Genomic DNA, 15,584 nt, shown 5'->3' with positions numbered 1-15,584 from the left:
GAGAAATTCAAATTGTAAATATTTTCCTTTTCTTCCTATTCTAAAAAATCATAAGTAAATCACAAAACTAATGGCAACTGTAGCGATGACCACTAACCAGGAAGGCACTTTCCAAAATTCCAATAGTAAAAATCCAACGATTACGATTGCAAAGTCTTTCGGAGAAAATACTGCACTCGTCCAAACTGGATTATAAAATGCCGCTAGTAAAATTCCCACAACCGATGCATTGATTCCTAACATTGCTTTTCTGATGGTTTGGTTTTTTCTTAGACTCTCCCAAAAAGGTAGGGCACCCACTATAAGTAAAAACGAAGGTAAAAAAGCAGCCACCAAACATAGGATAGCTCCTGCCCAGCCATTTGGCGAAACAATCGAAACAGCACCTAAAAAACTACTAAATGCAAAGAGAGGACCAGGAATTGCGTTGGACAATCCGTAACCAGCCATAAATAGATCGTTACTTACCCAACCCGTTGGAACAACTTCTGCTTGTAATAAAGGCAAAACAACATGGCCTCCACCAAAAACAAGCGCTCCCGCCCGATAAAAGCTATCAAAATATTGCACTTCTGTTACTTTAACAATCGTTCGTAGCAAAGGTAAAACAAACAAAAAAATAAGAAAAAGTGCTAAAAAAATAAAACCAATTGATTTTTTACCTTTATGAATGGAATCGTGAGGGAAGTCTTCTTTGGATTTTAAGAAATATACACCAATAAAACCAGAAATAACTAATAATGAGATTTGTAAGATTGCTGAGCTAAAAAATAAGAGTATTACGCTTGTTATAATCGCAATTGTTAACCTCTCCTTATCGGGACAAAGTTTTTTGCCCATTCCTAATATTGCTTGTGCCACTACTGCCACTGCGACAACCTTTAATCCATGTAACCAGTGTTTATGGTTTGCTACCTCAATTTGGGAAAGTCCAAGTCCAAATAATATTAATATCAAAGCGGAAGGTAGGGTGAACCCAATCCAAGAAACAATTGCTCCTAAAATTCCTGCTCTTGATAGTCCGATAGCCATTCCAACCTGGCTACTTGCAGGACCTGGTAAAAATTGGCAAAGGGCTACTAAATCAGCGTAGGCATGTGCGCTAATCCATCTTTTTTTTGTAACATACTCATCGTGAAAATAACTTAAGTGTGCAATGGGTCCACCAAACGAGGTACAGCCGAGTTTCATTGCGGTTATAAAAACTTGGAAAATTTTCATCTTTTACTCCTTTTATCTTTTAAATATTGATCAATTGATAATGCTCCACTTCTTTCAACTAACAATAGTTTATTTAAGTATTTCACCAATTAACTCCTTAAGTTTGATTTTAGCGGAAATAAGTTCTTTTTTTCCTTTGGGTGTGATGCGATAGAATTTTCGTTTTACTTTTCCCGTTTGTTCTATGCGGGATCGAATGAGTCCTTTTTCTTCTAGATTTCTGAGCAGTGGATACAATGATCCAGGGCTAATGTTATAACCATGTTCTTTTAACTCTTCGATCATCCAAACACCATAAATATCTTCCTTTAGACAATGGTGTAAAATATGAATTTTTATAAAACTTGAGAAAAATTCATTTATTCTCATTCAAAATCAAAATACGATATCGAAAATCGATTGTCAAATGGAAAAATTGATTCTAATATGCTAATTGTGTAGATTCTAGATAAATCTCTGTATAATTTTGGAAATCATAAGGGCGCCTCGCATCCCATGGAATAGGATCCTTCATTTCAGAATCGACCGCGCCATACGTTCCAATCTTTCCCTTCGGGAAAGGATTTCCACTTCTGTCGCTGGCGCATGATTTGGTTTGTTAATGGGCCATCGTTTTGATGATTGCCAACCTTGATTCAAACGTCCCTATCTTCTTTGTTAAAGTTTGCTATTTAATATTATGATCAGATGGATTTTTCCATATAATGGTGTGATGGAATGGTTCCTTCCCAACCAATCGGATGCCTTGTTTCCTTTATGACAAAACCAAGTTTTTGGTAGAGGGCAATCGCCGCTGGATTTTCTGCAGATACATCTAAAGCAATTGTTTTGTATTCCTGATGCAACTGGATCATATGTTCTATAAGTTGTTTGGCGATCCCTTGTTTTCTGTGAGATTCGGAAACAGCAATATGCCCTAAGTACAATCGTTTGGGTTTTGGAGGTTGGATGATGGTCTCAGTTTTTAATCCACGCGCCATCACTTTTGGTGCCTTCCACTTATATACACTTAAGATTTGTAAGGCTGTCCCGGCTGTCAGTGCTAAAAAACTCGGTTGCGTGTAAGCCAATATGGATCCAACAACAGTTCCATTTTTTTCGGCGACAAAATGATTTGTATAGGAAATTGTATTCCCTCTATGAGCATACGTTTGGTTTAAAAAATCAAAGGGTGTTTTGTTTCCTTCTTGGAAAACAAAATTCCATGCAAGTGGTCCAGACGAATAGATGAGAGGAATGATTTGGTTTGCGTCTTTGAGTTGTGCATTGCGAATGATTAAAGATGGATGAGTTTGAGAAGAGATCATATATTCCGTTGTAAAATATTTTCTATGATCCATTCAATGAATTTTTACAAAATCCGAATGTTGTCCTTTAAAAAAAGAAAAGTAAAGTAAAGATGAAAGCAAAAGTTTGAAGTGGATCGTTTGGTGACATTGGGAATCCATTCCTGTTGGTAATCGATTACGCTAACATTTTTTGGATTTGAATTCTGAATTCAGGGATTTGGTTTTATTTTAATTGTCTCAATCAAGCACGATTATCGATTTTTCATTGATATTTATCAAGTGCTGATCCATAGCCAGTATGAGTCTTTTCTTGAGAAGGCCTTGTGTTTGTTCGGCTTCATAAAAAATGGAAAGTAAGAGGTAGTTATGATCGCAAATTGGGATGTAAAATATGAAACCAATATTTCAGAGATTGACTCACAACACAAAAAATTGTTTCGATTGATCAACCAGATTGAAACCATTTATGTAGAAAACAAAGGCCATCTTACTACGAAAACCAAATCTTTGGTAGAAGCTGTTTCTGAATTAGAAGATTATACCCTAAGTCACTTTTTGATCGAGGAACGTGTAATGGAGTTAAACCAATACCCGGATTTAGAAGCACATAAAAAACAACACGATCGATTTACCGATAAAATTTTGGAACTGAAAAACCGTTTAACATCCAAATCACTCCTAACAAATGATGATGAATTGAACGTATTTTTTAGTGATTTGATCGCATTTTTGAGATTATGGTTAACAAATCACATCTTACAAGAAGATATGAATTACAAACCATATATCAAATTGGTTCTTTGATGCAGGTAGAGTGGGTGCTATGTGATCGAAAACCCAAGTTTACTTTCTAAAAAATCGATATACCCCTTGAGACCAATATTCCAAAGATAGTGATGCCTAATGAGAGCAATAAATTGAACCTACCAAAAAAACCAGATCGTTTTCGATACCGTTCATATTGAACGGTGTCTCTTTCTGCGTATACAAATGTTTTTGGACCTGAAACAAAATCGTGGTAAAGTGAAGATAAGAATAATATTAAAAAGAATCCTATCTTCAATATAAACATATATCCAATATTAGATGAAAAGAATAATCTGAGCTGTCCATCTAACAAATATCCTTTTGTGAATAACATTCCAAATCCTGAAGTGATCAAAAGAAAAAAAAGGATATAGGAAATACTTCTGAATTGTAAGGCAGTTAACTGTAGTAAGGTTAGTTTTTGATCTTTCAAACTAGGATTACGAATGACTGGCATTACGACAATCACATAAAAAATCATTCCTCCCACCCAAATCATAGCCGATAGAATGTGAAACACTAAACAAATCAAATATACCCACATAGAATCAATTGTGCAAAGAAGAACATTCTTTTGTCGTTCTATTTTTTATTGAGAAAGAAACTCCCTCCGGTTGTTAGTAATGATTAGAAAGATTTCCTTAAGGTTTTGTGATGAAAAAAATTAGATTATTATTAGTTCTTACGTCCATCTTATTGTTTGCGAATTGTGGTAAAGGTTCATCTGAAGGATCCGATTTCTACACGTCTGAGGAACGAAAGATGAGTCCTTCTTCTTATGAAAAAAAGGATATGCCAAGCGCACCTGCAATAGAAGAAGCAGCAGAACCAATCCTCCAATCAAAGGAGAATTCCATTGGCCCAGTGTTTTTACCCATCCAAAACAACCAAGACCGACTTCTCGAATTCCAAATTGATTTGGGTTACCAGACTTTAGACTTGGTCAAAACAAGAAAGGATCTGTTATCTTTCATCACCAAATATGGATTTATCGAAACTAGTTCCGCCGTAAATTCTGATTCCCCATATATGAATGTTAAAATTCGGATTAAATCAGAAAAATTATACGAAGCTTTGTTAGAATTAGATACCTATGGAACATTATTGAGCGAAAACATTACCACGATTGACCACACGGAAGGCATGGTTTGGGAAAGGATCAAAACAACACGTGAAAAAATACGAGTCAAACGAAGGTTATCTGCAAATAATCAAATCACAAGTAATTCCAAAAATTGGGAAGCGATTGAGGAATCTATCTCGACAAGCGAAGATGGATTGGACCAATCAGAACTTCAGATTTGGAAAATCAATGATCGTGTGAAATGGGCAACTGTTAATGTGAGTTTTAGTGTTCCAACGCCAAGTGACAAAATCATAGTGCCAGAATACCGAAATGCTCTTGTTGGGATCACCAATCTATTTTTAGAGTTTACCTACTTTCTAGTTTGGTTGATCCCAATTTTTCTGCTCATTGGACTTTTATACGTTCCAAGTAAAAAATTGATTTTGTGGATTAGACAAAAATAAATCTAATCCAATTTTATAAAATTCATTCTCCGCAGGTTTGAGAATTGAGGTTAAATGCCTTTTTCTCTTCCGAGTCGGAGATTGTTTTGGCATAATCACTTTGTAATTTAAAGCAACCCATACGGTTTTGTTTGGTTGCATTCTTCATACAATCACAAACAACTTTCGTTTTTTCTTCTGTTGTTAAATTTGGGTCTACTTGTGGGACACCAGCTAACTCTTGTTCACATTGGTTAAGAGACTTTAAATAACCTTCATGTTGTTTTGAGCCTTTTTTTAAGGCTTTCACATGTTTTTCTCGTAAATTCAAACATTCTTTTTTGTCTGTTTCCGATTGGGATGACTTGGCTTTTTTGAGACATTCACACATCTCCTTCGATTTTTTATCTGCGTTTGCAAAAACCAAGTAGGGTAAAAAGAAGAGTATCCAAATGATTGTAAATTTTTTCATGGCGATGGTGATACCATGGAATAGAAAAGAGTCAACTTGTAATTCTTGGATTCATTAAAAGAACAGAATTCAATTAATCCGTCTGGTTATCCGTAGGTTTTTGTTTCGGGAGGTGATAGACAAATCATGATCATTGTCATCAAATTTCTGACTCAGTCAATTTCCTGACATTTTTTGTTTTTATCTGATTGCTTTTCTTTTCAACTTTTATTCACTGAATTTTGTTCGGATTCTATTTTATGAGATCAAACTCTCCATCTGTATGATCAAAATTTTACTCATTGAAGATGAACCAGGGATCCAAGAAACAATCCAAATTGCATTAGAAGCAGAAGGATTTTCGTTATCCATTGCCCAAACTGGAATTCAGGGCTTGCAAATGTTAGCTGAGGATTTCTCACTCATTCTTCTAGACATAGGCCTTCCCGATCAAAGTGGATTTGATGTTTTAAAGTTGATACGGAAAAGGTTTGCGACACCAGTGATTTTTTTGACAGCGCGAAATTCCGAAATCGACAAAGTGTTAGGCCTGGAGATCGGAGCAGACGATTATATTGTCAAACCCTTTAGCCCAAGGGAACTTTTGGCAAGGATACGCGCCATTTTACGAAGGACACAAAACCCTTTGGAGATCGAACAAAATTCAAATTCAAAAATCAGAATTTCCTTAGAAAAAAAACTGATTTATTTTAATGGAAAAACTTTGAATTTATCACCTTACGAATACAAAACGATGGAATTGTTTTTTAAATGGCCTGGTCGTATTTTCACTCGTGAAGAAATTATGGACAATGTTTGGACAGAACCCGAAGATAGTTTTGATCGAGCCGTTGATACTGTAATCAAGAATATTCGAGCAAGGTTTAAAGAATTTGATTCGAATTTTGATCCCATCGAAACAAGACGAGGGCAAGGATACGGTTTAAAGGAAACAATATGAACCTTTGGTTACGAATCATTATCAGTTTTTTTTTATCCTTTGTATTGGTTTTTATTATTTAATTGATAAAACAGAAGAATCCATACGACCAAGATACATGGAAACGATTGAAGAATCGTTGAATGATACGACACATGTGTTATCAGCCATCGTTGAAGAAGAAATCAAAAAAAATCCAAACGAACGGTTTCAATTACCATCACTTGTAAAACGTTTGTTCCAAAAGCCATTTCAGAATGTTCGAAAACGTTCATTTGAAGCCAAAATTTATTCTTTATTAAAAACCAATGCTGACATTCAGATCTATGTTACCGATTCAAAAGGAATTGTAATTTTTGACTCTGAAGATTTTCGAGAAGGACTTGACTATTCTAAATACAATGATGTGTATCTTACACTCAAAGGTAAATACGGAGTTCGTTCAAGTAAAATGTTTGATTCTGAAAAGGAAGGTGCTTTATTCATTGCCTCTCCTATTCATTATCAAAATGAGATCATTGGTGTTCTCACAGTGATCAAACCAAAAATTGGAGTGATTCCTTTTATTGAAGAGGCCAAAAATAAATTTTGGCGCATTTCCTTGTTAGTTGCTTCTTCAATCGCAATTGTCTTTACCATCCTTGCTTATATTAGTTTTCGTCCCATCATAAGATTATCACAATATGTTATCTCCTTACGAAATCAGGAAAAAAAACCATTCCCGAAATTGGGAATTAAAGAACTTAACGATTTAGGAAAAGAAGTGGACCAACTTGTTTCGGAACTGGAAGGAAAAAAGTATGTAGAGTCCTATGTGCAGACACTCACTCATGAAATCAAAAGTCCATTGTCATCCATCTTAGCCTCTGTTGAATTAATTGAGTCGCACCCAAATGAAATTCATAGACTTTCTAAAACGATGGAAGCGGAAGCAAAACGTATTCAAAGTTTAATTGACCAATTACTCGAATTATCTTCGTTAGAAGGGAAAAAATCCATTGAGTTAGATGATCAAATCAATTTGGTTCCATTTTTAGAGGGAGTGATCCACCGATTTGAGATTGAGTTGGAGAGGAAAAATTTACGGGTTAAAAAAAATTTTCCAAATGATGTTTTTCAGATCAAAGGAAATGAATCCTATCTGAAAATGGCAATTGAAAATATCTTACGAAATGCAATTGAATTTGCAAATCCCAAAGACCAAATCACAATTCAATTGGAATTGATCGGCCAATCCCATACAAAATTGATTGTTTCGGATGAAGGACAGTCGATTCCAAACTTTGCTTTGGCAAAAGTGACAGAAAAGTTTTTTTCTCTTCCTCGGCCCAGTGATAAAAGAAAGAGTTCGGGGCTCGGTTTGAGTATCGTAAAAGAAATTTTGGACCTTCACCAAGCCGAATTTACGATTCGTAATTTAGATCCGAAGGGGGTGGAAGTCAGCATTCAATTCCAAAATTTTTAACCCTCACACAATCCTCACATTGCGATCATAATTCTCTCACCAAAATCTTCTACAGTAGATTGGTAGGAGTTTTGTATGAACAAATTAATATCTTCCGTAAACATTCGCCTTTTGATTTTAGGTGTGATGATTATTTTATTTTTGATTCCCCTTTCCATGGTTGGGTCACTCATTGAGGAACGAAGTTTGTCCCGAATGGAAGCAGTTTCTGAAGTGGGAGCAAAATGGAGCCAAAGCCAAACATTACTCGGTCCCATAGTTGTGATTCCGTATAACATAAGAATTCCCAAATCCGGAACTTCCCAAACAAAAGAGAAATGGGACTACATCACGGATTATGCTTATTTCTTACCAGAAGAACTCAATTATGAAGCAAAAATGTTAACAGAAGAAAGGAAACGTGGTATCTATCATATTCCCCTTTACACAAATAAAATTCATCTAAATGGAAAATTCTCAAACATTTTGGTCTCAGATTTTCCTATGGATACAACTTACATTTATTGGGAAGATGCGAGGGTAATGGTTTCCGTATCCGACTTAAAAGGATTAGGTGGTGATTTGAAACTCAACTGGAATGGGAAGGAAAAGAATTTTTCACCTGGAACCAAATCTAATTTTTTTACCACGGGTATGAGCCTTCCCATCAAACTTGAAGAAAACCAAGGAACAATGAATTTTGTTATGGATATTACACTCAAAGGTTCTGAATCATTTTCCATTATTCCCATCGGTAAAAAAACAAAAGTTACGATGGATTCAAATTGGAAAGATCCATCCTTTAATGGAAATCTTTTGCCAGTCGATCGAGAAATCCATGAGACTGGGTTTCGTTCCGTTTGGGAAACATCCTATTTTTCAAGATCCTACCCTCAAGTGGTCCACTCGTTAGATGATTCGATCGTAAACTCAATTTATAATTCTGCTTTTGGTGTGAGTTTACTCATTCCAGTGGATCACTATCTAAAATTAGAACGTTCTGTGAAGTACGGACTATTGTTTCTTGTCACAAGTTTTACCTTATTCTTTCTGATGGAAGTATTCGGTGGAATCATATTGCATCCGATTCAATACATTTTAATTGGTTGTGCGATGGTTATTTTTTATGTTTTGAATTTATCACTTTCAGAACACATTGGTTATCTATCTGCGTACATAATTTCCTCATTGGCAGTCACTTCTCTGATTGGATATTATGCAATGCATGTACTCAATCACAAACGAAAAGGAATCATTACGGCGTTGTATTATCTCACTTTATATTCCTTTTTGTATGTCATTTTGGCATCAGAAGACCAGGCATTATTACTCGGATCTGTAACCTTATTTGCCATTTTGGCATTGGTGATGCATTTTACACGAAAAATCAATTGGTACCAATTTGGACTAACCACAACGAATCAGTAGTGGATATAACCTCTGTAGTGAATTCTGTATTCATTGCAGAGGTTTTTCTAAAAATTTAAGATCATTGTAAAACCTCTGCCTTTCAAATATGTCCCCAATTGGCAAATGGAACAAAAATTCAATTCACGAAACCGATTTGTTTTAGATTCTTTATTTTTTACTCGTCTTTAATAGAGTATGCACTCTATAGAGGAAAAGATGAATTATTTTTTTCGGAATATAGGTGTCTTTCTATTAGTTTTTGTAGTATATTTCACCTCTGGAAAATTCAGTTTGTATCTTTCTTCGATCGATGGATACAGTACTCCTGTATGGCCTCCGGCTGGGTTTGCCCTCGGTTTTATTTTAATCTTTGGAAACAGAATTTGGTTCGCTTTATTTTTAGCAGCTTACCTAACAAATACATCCTTTTCTGATCCGGAGTTCGGTTGGTTTAAAACATTTACTCATAATCCACAAAATCTTCTGATCTCATTCGGAAATTCCTTTTCTGCACTGTTTGGTGGGTACATACTAAAAAGATTTTCTGATTCAAAATTAAATATTTTTTCAGTTAGAGATTTATTGTCCTTTTTTCTTTTGGCAGGTCCTACTTCCGCAATATTTTCATCCATGATTGGAAGTTTGTCACTTTATCTTTTTGGAATCATTTACCAGGATTTTTTATTCCAAACTTGGTTTACATGGTGGTTAGGTGATTCCATTGGGATTATCATCTTTACTCCAATTGTGATTTTAACTTATAAATGGTTTTTGAAAGAAGAAACAGGTATGCGGCTTTTACTTTTCACTTCCGCTACCATGGGAACATTTCTTCTGACTCTCACTATTTTTTTTGTGACTCGTGATTGGGAAAAAGAATTCATTCGTTATCGAATCAAATCTGACGGACAAATCATCGCATCGGAAATTGAAAATCGAATCTTCGAAAATTTGAGAGTTGTAAAATCATTAGGCTCGTTTCTTTCCTTACAAAGGAATTTAACAAAAAAAGATTTTGATTCCTATGCCAAATCCATTTTGGAAGAAACCGAAAGTGTTTCCGCTTTATCATGGAATGTTTCCATTCCTCATTCGAAACGAAGTTACTACGAATCCCAATTAAAAACTGATTATCCAAGTTCAATCGGGATCAACACAAGAGAAGAAAACCTTTCTAAAAAATCGCCAATTGAATCTCAATATGTATTCATTCGTTATATTTACCCTTTGATTGGCAACGAGTCTGTAGTAGGTTATGATGTATTTTCCAATCCAGTTCGCAAACTTGCTCTTGTCAATTCAATGCAGACCAAAGATTTAGAAATTACTGGCAAAGTCAATTTAGTGCAAGATAGTTCTGATAATGTTGGTTTTTTGGTTTTTTATCCGATTAAAAGGATTGATGGAGAGTTTGGGTTCGCAACAGCAGTCATCAAAATAACTTCTATTATCAATAAGTCTTTAATTGGGAATGATCAAAACAATTTATGTGTACAAATCATGGATGGTGAGAATACAGAATCGAAAGATGTATATATTCGCAATTGTAATACTTCGCATGAAAAACTGTTTTCTGAATTTTCGCATATTCACAAAACTCAAATTGGAAGCCACATCATAACATTCAAAATTGTAGCTACCAAAGAATATTTTGAAAAAAATTTAACCAATGCATCTCGTTTTATATTAATTATCTCTTCTTTTTTGACTGGTTTACTTGGAATCTTAATGCTCATCATTCTTGGAAAAGAAAAAAGCATTCAAGACATAGTAGAAAAAAGAACCTTTGAATTGGAAAAAGCAAACCGAGTTAAATCAGAATTTTTAGCAAATATGAGCCATGAAATCCGAACCCCGATGAATGGAGTCCTGGGTATGTTGACATTACTCGAAGAAACAAATGTCGACAGTGAACAAAAAGATTACTTAGACAATGCGAAAAAATCTGTACTATCTCTACTTACGATCATCAATGATATTTTAGATGTTTCGAAGTTGGAAAATCATAAATTGGAAATTGTACCCACTGAGACAAATGTTTATAAACTATGCCGTGATATCCAGTTATTGTTTCAATCAGATGTAATCGACAAAAACCTCAAACTCAATTTAGATTTTACCATCGAAGATAAAAACTTACACATACTGGTAGATGAGAATCGATTGCGGCAAGTATTAAATAATTTGATCAGTAACTCATTAAAGTTTACACCTAGTGGAATCATCACTTTGGCAGTCAAATTAGACCCTTCCCGAAATTTTATCGAGTTTTGTGTTCATGACACAGGGATTGGAATTTCAGAAGAAAATATCAAACGATTATTTGATCGGTTTGTCCAACTTGAGGATGCTCGCACCAAACGATTTGAAGGTGCTGGCCTGGGATTGTATATTTCCAAACAACTCGTCAACTTGATGGGAGGTGATATTAAAGTGGAAAGTATCTTAAATATTGGATCCACTTTTAAATTTACCATTCCTTTTCACCAGGTCGAAATTCCAGAACAAATCGCAAATCGCATTGAATCTCTTGAAACTTTTAATTTGAAAAATATAAATGTGTTAGTTGCTGAAGATAACCTTCTCAATCAAAAGTTTGTTCGAAAGGTTCTCGAAAAAGAAAAAGTAAATGTTACGATTGCTTCCAATGGTAAGGAGACAATCCAACTTTTAGATCGTTCGCTTTCCAATGAAAGTGTTAAGTATGATTTGATTTTAATGGACATCCAGATGCCTGAATTGGATGGTTTAGAAACAACCAAAAGGATCCGCCAAAGGAAAGACGATTACCAAAACATCCCCATCATTGCACTCACTGCAAACAATATGGATTCTCAAATCCAAGAATATTTAGCAAATGGAATGGATGATTGTGTAAAAAAACCAATCATACTTTCGGAATTACTAAATTCTATTTATAAAATTTTTTCAAAAGGTAACCTTACTCAATCGTAACTGAAGTTCGAAATCCTCGTACTGCATAATACGATTCTGCTCCATTGTGATACACAAAAACGGTTCCATAGCGATAGTCACAGAAAAGTGCACCACCTAATTTTCGTATGGAAGGCGGTGTTTCAATCCAACTTGAAGTTTTTTTGTCAAATTCTCCTAAGGTTTGTAAATAACGATATTCCTCTTCGTTTAAAATTTTACTTCCCATTGACTTTGCAAAATCAATCGCACTGTTTTTTGGTTTGTGTTCCTTTCTGGAATTAAGTGCTTCCTTGTCATAACAGAAACTCCTTCTGCCACTTGGAGTTTCTATAGAACAATCATAGAAGGTGAACGCATTCTTCTTTTTATCGTATTGGACGAGGTCTGGTTCACCTCCAGATTCTTCCATCTTGAGAAGTGTTTTTAGTTTCTCTGGATGTTTCCTAAGTTTGTCTGCAACTTTTTCCCACTGAATGCCTTCGTGTCGGTTGGGATGTTTATCAAATCTTTCTTTTAATAGGGTGAGGAATGATTCTTGGTTCATATAACTAAGTGGTATCTATGGATTGATTCCTGACTCAGTTTTGACAGAATCAGGGAAACTGAGTTTGATTCTGACATCGGGATGCGAATTTTGCAACTCCAAAACACCAATTGAATGTTAGGGTAATGGTATTTTTTTACCAAGACTATGAATTAGGAATGACATTTCAAGATCGTAATATGTATGTTTGCTGGTAACGACTTTTTTAAATATGCATACTAAGTATTTTATAAAAAATTATTTTTTATTCATTTTGTTTGGTTTCAATCTAAACGCTTGTCTTCTCAATCCAATCGTCCAACAAATTTTATGTTTCGAAAAAGGTAAAGATTCACGAGAATCGTTTTTCTTAATGGCATACCTTTTGAACCAGATTCCGTACATTGAACTCAATCGGACTTGGGCGGGAATTCGGAAAGGAGAATCCCTCCAATTGGAAGGAAATTACTTTGCCTTCGGTCAGAACCTTGGTTCTAGTTTCCAATGGTCAAGCAGTGATCCATCGGTTGCGAGTGTAGACTCAAACGGTCTTGTTTCAGGCATTGGAAATGGTAAAGTGACTATCCGAGCGACTGCAAGCGATGGGCGAGCCACCGCCGACAGTAACATCACTGTGTATTCAGGATACGTCTATACCACATTCAATCTAGATAATTTGGTCGGTCAATTGACACAAAATGCGAGCACAGGGATTTTATCTCCTACGGGCACGATTGGAGCAGGAGCTGGCAGTGATCCAAATGGGATTGTGACGGACCCAGCAGGTAAATTTTTATTCACTGGAAATTTTGGTAATGCTACAATATCGCAATTCACCATCAACCAAACAACGGGAGCATTAACCCCGAATGCCACATTTACTTCTCCTGCCGGTACAAACCCAAGAAATTTAGTTGTGACTCCCGATGGAAAGTATGTGTACCTTGCTTCGGAAGGGACTCAGTCCATTCGTGCTTTCGCCATCAATGCAGATGGAACTCTCAGTTTTATCAATTCATATTCTACTGGCATTGGTCATTCTCAAATTCAAATCTCACGTGATGGAAATTTTATTTTTTTTCTGAGTTCTAGTTTTACAGAACTTGTTTCTTATCGGATCAATCCTTCTGATGGAACCCTCACGCAAGCGGCAACAAGTCCTACGTTTGCAAATGATTTTTCAGGGAATGTTGCCACTCATCCAAATGGAAACTATTTGTATGTGGGTTCATTTCCTGCCATTACCGTTTTGAGTTTTGATTCTGTCACCGGAAATATGAATTTTGTGGAATCGGAAACACATTCTATGGGTATCAATGGATCTGCCATTCATCCAAATGGTCGATTTTATTACACAATCAATATCAATGAAGGATCTATTTCTTGTTATATGATTGATCCGAACACAGGGAGGCTCTCATTCAACTTTACATTGAGTGTTTTATTTCCTAGTAGTTTACGATTTATGGTAATCGATCCGACGGGTAGGTATGCCTACGTAGCAGAAAATAATGGGACAAATATGTTTCAATTCAGCATCAACCAAACAACGGGCGAACTTACTTCTATGGGAACAGTGAACCTTACCTATCGTCAATGGAATTTGACTTTTTTATAAAGATATGACAATAATTAACCTAAATCTTTTCTGACTTAAAAATCATCCTTTTTTTAATACCAAAAAAACAAAGCATTAGATTTCAGTTCGTATCCTTTTGTTTTCTTTTATGATATAGTCTTCAAATTCTTTTTGGTATTGATTCACTTTCTCGGAAATTTGTTTCCGAGTTTGGGAAACGTTAGGGTATTTGGAGAGGGAAAAGGTTTCGGGATCAATGGTCTCTTCCTTTTCTTTTTGTTCAATATCATATACCAATTGATCTAATAAAATTGAATAGGTAAAATAAATGGAGATGATTTCCATTTTGTTTTCGAAATCTTTGAGTGTCTGAATGGTGTCGAATTTGGATAATAAGTTTTCACCAATTACATTTAATGATTCTACTTTTGCTTCAATTGTTTCTTTAGAGTCTCTGATTTCCAAAAATGTATGTAGGAGGGGTAAACTCAATGTTTGATTGATCAAAATAATCTTGGACAAACTGCTTTTCTCTAAATCATCCAATAAAAAAGTTTCAAATTTTGTTAATTTGATTTTTTGAGGAACCAAATAATTCTGAATGAATAATGATTCAACGGCATACGCATCTGCTTCAAATAATGCTTTTACGATTCGATTGTTTTTATAATAGAGAAAATATCTTTGGCTATTAAAAAAGTCATAAGCGTGGGTGAACTCATGGACCAATGCAGAGTAAAAGATGGTAGGATTTTTATCAAATTGGTCTAAAAAAAAAGTTCCGACGACGATTGCTGGTTTTTTGTTTTCGTTATAGAAATCAACAAAACCCATTGCTGATAAATCTTGGTTTGCATTTAAGTCGATTAAAAATGTAACCTCACCTTTCAGTGCTTGGTTCATCATAAAAACTACTTTCTGTTCGACCAATTCGTGTTTTTTCGGTGATGATTTAAAAACCGTTTCAAACTTGGTGAGTGCATTTCGTAAAATTGGTTCGTAGTCGTTTAATGTTTTTGGTGTAGCAAACACCGTGGATGGCAAGATGAAAAACAAAAGGATGGAGAGAAGGTGGGTGAATCGTTTCAATGGAAATTTCCTTTTATGGTTTTGGTTTTCTAAATATTTTGTCTAGCGGCTTACCTTTTGCAAGTTCATCAACAAGTTTGTCCAGATAACGCACTTTTTGTGTGATAGGGTTTTCGATTTCTTCTACCCGATACCCACAAATCAATCCTTTGATTAAATTTGAATTTTCGTTTAATTTTGCTTTGGCGAAAAAATTCTCAAATGATACATTATTTTTGATCATTTCTGCAATTTTTTTCTGATCAAAAGAAGTGAGCCAAGTGATCACTTGGTCTAATTCCTGCTTCGTCCTTCCTTTTCGTTCCACTTTCGTGACATACAATGGATAAACCGAAGCAAAAGTCATCTTTGCTAATTTTTGATTGTGTTCTTCAGTTGGTTGCAT

Annotated in this window: 15 protein-coding genes; 7 read left to right on the top strand and 8 right to left on the bottom strand. The window is 35.2% G+C overall.

The window, feature by feature from the left end:
* Positions 1–48 precede the first annotated feature (48 nt).
* The 3 genes from chrA to EHQ62_RS11145 all read right to left on the bottom strand — a co-directional run bounded on the left by chrA (position 49) and on the right by EHQ62_RS11145 (position 2,528).
* Positions 49–1,221, bottom strand: coding sequence for a chromate efflux transporter (gene chrA / locus EHQ62_RS11155; protein ID WP_135642821.1), 1,173 nt, complete (start codon positions 1,219–1,221; stop codon positions 49–51).
* 69 nt (positions 1,222–1,290) lie between these two features.
* On the bottom strand, positions 1,291–1,590 hold the full coding sequence (locus EHQ62_RS11150; protein ID WP_135642819.1) for a PadR family transcriptional regulator: 300 nt from the start codon (positions 1,588–1,590) through the stop codon (positions 1,291–1,293).
* A gap of 314 nt (positions 1,591–1,904) precedes the next feature.
* Positions 1,905–2,528: a GNAT family N-acetyltransferase gene (locus EHQ62_RS11145; protein WP_135643734.1), complete on the bottom strand. Its 624-nt coding sequence runs from the start codon at positions 2,526–2,528 to the stop codon at positions 1,905–1,907.
* A gap of 348 nt (positions 2,529–2,876) precedes the next feature.
* Here EHQ62_RS11145 and EHQ62_RS11140 point away from each other — a divergent pair, with 348 nt between their 5' ends.
* On the top strand, positions 2,877–3,314 hold the full coding sequence (locus EHQ62_RS11140) for a bacteriohemerythrin (RefSeq protein ID WP_135642817.1): 438 nt from the start codon (positions 2,877–2,879) through the stop codon (positions 3,312–3,314).
* 46 nt (positions 3,315–3,360) lie between these two features.
* Here EHQ62_RS11140 and EHQ62_RS11135 read toward each other — a convergent pair whose 3' ends face one another.
* Positions 3,361–3,861 (bottom strand): hypothetical protein, encoded by a 501-nt coding sequence (locus EHQ62_RS11135; protein WP_135642815.1) that lies wholly within the window; start codon positions 3,859–3,861, stop codon positions 3,361–3,363.
* A 110-nt stretch (positions 3,862–3,971) separates the two neighbouring features.
* Between EHQ62_RS11135 and EHQ62_RS11130 the strand changes: the two genes are divergently transcribed.
* Positions 3,972–4,847 (top strand): DUF4349 domain-containing protein, encoded by an 876-nt coding sequence (locus EHQ62_RS11130; RefSeq protein ID WP_135642813.1) that lies wholly within the window; start codon positions 3,972–3,974, stop codon positions 4,845–4,847.
* Positions 4,848–4,869: 22 nt separating this feature from the next.
* On the opposite strand, the gene EHQ62_RS11125 is transcribed toward EHQ62_RS11130, so the two are convergent.
* Positions 4,870–5,298 (bottom strand): hypothetical protein, encoded by a 429-nt coding sequence (locus EHQ62_RS11125; protein ID WP_135642811.1) that lies wholly within the window; start codon positions 5,296–5,298, stop codon positions 4,870–4,872.
* Positions 5,299–5,560: 262 nt separating this feature from the next.
* On the opposite strand from EHQ62_RS11125, the gene EHQ62_RS11120 reads away from it, so the two are divergent.
* The 4 genes from EHQ62_RS11120 to EHQ62_RS11105 all read left to right on the top strand — a co-directional run bounded on the left by EHQ62_RS11120 (position 5,561) and on the right by EHQ62_RS11105 (position 12,026).
* Positions 5,561–6,238 (top strand): response regulator, encoded by a 678-nt coding sequence (locus EHQ62_RS11120; protein WP_135642809.1) that lies wholly within the window; start codon positions 5,561–5,563, stop codon positions 6,236–6,238.
* 4 nt (positions 6,239–6,242) lie between these two features.
* Positions 6,243–7,682 (top strand): two-component system sensor histidine kinase CreC, encoded by a 1,440-nt coding sequence (gene creC / locus EHQ62_RS11115; protein WP_135642807.1) that lies wholly within the window; start codon positions 6,243–6,245, stop codon positions 7,680–7,682.
* A 75-nt stretch (positions 7,683–7,757) separates the two neighbouring features.
* Positions 7,758–9,089 (top strand): cell envelope integrity protein CreD, encoded by a 1,332-nt coding sequence (gene creD, locus EHQ62_RS11110; protein ID WP_135642805.1) that lies wholly within the window; start codon positions 7,758–7,760, stop codon positions 9,087–9,089.
* Positions 9,090–9,287: 198 nt separating this feature from the next.
* Positions 9,288–12,026: a CHASE domain-containing protein gene (locus EHQ62_RS11105; RefSeq protein ID WP_135642803.1), complete on the top strand. Its 2,739-nt coding sequence runs from the start codon at positions 9,288–9,290 to the stop codon at positions 12,024–12,026.
* Here the strand turns inward: EHQ62_RS11105 and EHQ62_RS11100 are convergent.
* Complete coding sequence (locus tag EHQ62_RS11100; RefSeq protein ID WP_135642801.1) at positions 12,013–12,552, bottom strand: DUF4256 domain-containing protein; 540 nt, start codon at positions 12,550–12,552, stop codon at positions 12,013–12,015. The genes EHQ62_RS11105 and EHQ62_RS11100 overlap by 14 nt on opposite strands.
* A 364-nt stretch (positions 12,553–12,916) precedes the next feature.
* Between EHQ62_RS11100 and EHQ62_RS11095 the strand changes: the two genes are divergently transcribed.
* A complete protein-coding gene (locus EHQ62_RS11095) occupies positions 12,917–14,149 on the top strand; it encodes a beta-propeller fold lactonase family protein (RefSeq protein WP_244241745.1) in 1,233 nt (410 codons plus the stop codon).
* A gap of 75 nt (positions 14,150–14,224) precedes the next feature.
* On the opposite strand, the gene EHQ62_RS11090 is transcribed toward EHQ62_RS11095, so the two are convergent.
* Together EHQ62_RS11090 and EHQ62_RS11085 are read right to left on the bottom strand one after the other, a co-directional pair.
* Positions 14,225–15,199 carry a hypothetical protein gene (locus EHQ62_RS11090; protein WP_135642800.1) on the bottom strand — a complete coding sequence of 325 codons (975 nt, stop codon included), beginning with the start codon at positions 15,197–15,199 and terminating at the stop codon, positions 14,225–14,227.
* Between the two features lie 13 nt (positions 15,200–15,212).
* The gene (locus EHQ62_RS11085; RefSeq protein ID WP_135642798.1) at positions 15,213–15,584 is read right to left on the bottom strand and encodes a DUF2200 domain-containing protein; all 372 of its coding nucleotides are present in this window, start codon (positions 15,582–15,584) and stop codon (positions 15,213–15,215) included.

Origin of the sequence: Leptospira jelokensis (assembly GCF_004769635.1) — a bacterium.
GTDB lineage: Bacteria > Spirochaetota > Leptospiria > Leptospirales > Leptospiraceae > Leptospira_A > Leptospira_A jelokensis.
Note: the sequence above shows the minus strand (reverse complement) of the source record. Positions and strands in the feature narration are given on the sequence as shown.

What these genes read in the sequence shown, in the direction of transcription:
- chrA (WP_135642821.1), bottom strand. Translation starts at nt 1,221, where the DNA reads ATGAAAATTTTCCAAGTTTTTATAACCGCAATGAAACTCGGCTGTACC.
- EHQ62_RS11130 (WP_135642813.1), top strand. Translation starts at nt 3,972, where the DNA reads ATGAAAAAAATTAGATTATTATTAGTTCTTACGTCCATCTTATTGTTT.
- EHQ62_RS11145 (WP_135643734.1), bottom strand. Translation starts at nt 2,528, where the DNA reads ATGATCTCTTCTCAAACTCATCCATCTTTAATCATTCGCAATGCACAA.
- EHQ62_RS11120 (WP_135642809.1), top strand. Translation starts at nt 5,561, where the DNA reads ATGATCAAAATTTTACTCATTGAAGATGAACCAGGGATCCAAGAAACA.
- EHQ62_RS11105 (WP_135642803.1), top strand. Translation starts at nt 9,288, where the DNA reads ATGAATTATTTTTTTCGGAATATAGGTGTCTTTCTATTAGTTTTTGTA.
- EHQ62_RS11150 (WP_135642819.1), bottom strand. Translation starts at nt 1,590, where the DNA reads ATGAGAATAAATGAATTTTTCTCAAGTTTTATAAAAATTCATATTTTA.
- EHQ62_RS11135 (WP_135642815.1), bottom strand. Translation starts at nt 3,861, where the DNA reads ATGTGGGTATATTTGATTTGTTTAGTGTTTCACATTCTATCGGCTATG.
- EHQ62_RS11100 (WP_135642801.1), bottom strand. Translation starts at nt 12,552, where the DNA reads ATGAACCAAGAATCATTCCTCACCCTATTAAAAGAAAGATTTGATAAA.
- creD (WP_135642805.1), top strand. Translation starts at nt 7,758, where the DNA reads ATGAACAAATTAATATCTTCCGTAAACATTCGCCTTTTGATTTTAGGT.
- EHQ62_RS11085 (WP_135642798.1), bottom strand. Translation starts at nt 15,584, where the DNA reads ATGCAACCAACTGAAGAACACAATCAAAAATTAGCAAAGATGACTTTT.
- EHQ62_RS11140 (WP_135642817.1), top strand. Translation starts at nt 2,877, where the DNA reads ATGATCGCAAATTGGGATGTAAAATATGAAACCAATATTTCAGAGATT.
- EHQ62_RS11125 (WP_135642811.1), bottom strand. Translation starts at nt 5,298, where the DNA reads ATGAAAAAATTTACAATCATTTGGATACTCTTCTTTTTACCCTACTTG.